The 1,344-nt window shown below is 52.8% G+C and carries 1 rRNA gene; it reads right to left on the reverse strand.

Going from position 1 to position 1,344, the window contains the following annotated elements:
• Window position 1 precedes the first annotated feature (1 nt).
• A 23S ribosomal RNA gene (locus tag HNP82_RS17730) occupies window positions 2–1,344 on the reverse strand; the annotation flags it as partial.

Here is a 1,344-nt window from a genome sequence, read left to right on the forward strand (position 1 = left end):
TCAGGTCAAGCCCTCGACCGATTAGTAACAGTCAGCTCCACATATTACTATGCTTCCACCTCTGCCCTATCTACCTCGTCGTCTTCAAGGGGTCTTACTACTTTCGTATGGGAAGTCTTATCTTGAGGTCGGCTTCACGCTTAGATGCCTTCAGCGTTTATCCGCTCCTGACTTGGCTACTCTGCCATGCTTCTGGTCAAACAACAGATCCACCAGCGGTCAGTCCATCCCGGTCCTCTCGTACTAAGGACAGCTCCTCTCAAACTTCCTACGCCCACGCCGGATAGGGACCGAACTGTCTCACGACGTTCTGAACCCAGCTCGCGTACCGCTTTAATGGGCGAACAGCCCAACCCTTGGGACCTACTTCAGCCCCAGGATGCGATGAGCCGACATCGAGGTGCCAAACCACTCCGTCGATGTGAACTCTTGGGAGTGATAAGCCTGTTATCCCCAGGGTAGCTTTTATCCGTTGAGCGATGGCATTCCCACTTAATACCACCGGATCACTAAGTCCTACTTTCGTACCTGTTCCACCCGTCGGTGTCACAGTCAAGCTCCCTTCTGCCTTTGCACTCTTTGGATGGTTTCCGTCCATCCTGAGGGAACCTTTGAGCGCCTCCGATACCCTTTCGGAGGCGACCGCCCCAGTCAAACTCCCCGCCTGACATTGTCCATCGCCCGGTTCACGGGCTTATGTTAGAAACCAAATAACGCAAGGGTGGTATCCCAACATCGCCTCCAATAAGACTGGCGTCTTATCTTCTCTGGCTCCCACCTATCCTGTACATACATTACCTAGTCCCAGTATCAAGCTGGAGTAAAGCTCCATGGGGTCTTTCCGTCCTGGCGCAGGTAACCAGCATCTTCACTGGTATTTCAATTTCACCGGGTGTGTTGTCGAGACAGCGCTCAAATCATTACGCCTTTCGTGCGGGTCGGAACTTACCCGACAAGGAATTTCGCTACCTTAGGACCGTTATAGTTACGGCCGCCGTTTACTGGGGCTTAAGTTCAAAGCTTCGCTTGCGCTAACCTCTCCCCTTAACCTTCCAGCACCGGGCAGGCGTCAGCCCATATACCTCACCTTTCGGTTTCGCATAGACCTGTGTTTTTGCTAAACAGTTGCTTGAGCCTTTTCTCTGCGGCCAGATCACTCTGGCGTCCCTTCTCCCGAAGTTACGGGACCATTTTGCCGAGTTCCTTAACAACACTTCTCCCGCCGGCCTTAGGATTCTCTCCTCATCCACCTGTGTCGGTTTACGGTACGGGTACATATGGAGCTATAGCGGCTTTTCTCGACAGTATGGATTCACCCGCTTCGCTACTTCTATTTCGCTCCCC

The sequence above is a fragment of the Catenibacillus scindens genome (genome assembly GCF_014202115.1).
GTDB lineage: Bacteria > Bacillota > Clostridia > Lachnospirales > Lachnospiraceae > Catenibacillus > Catenibacillus scindens.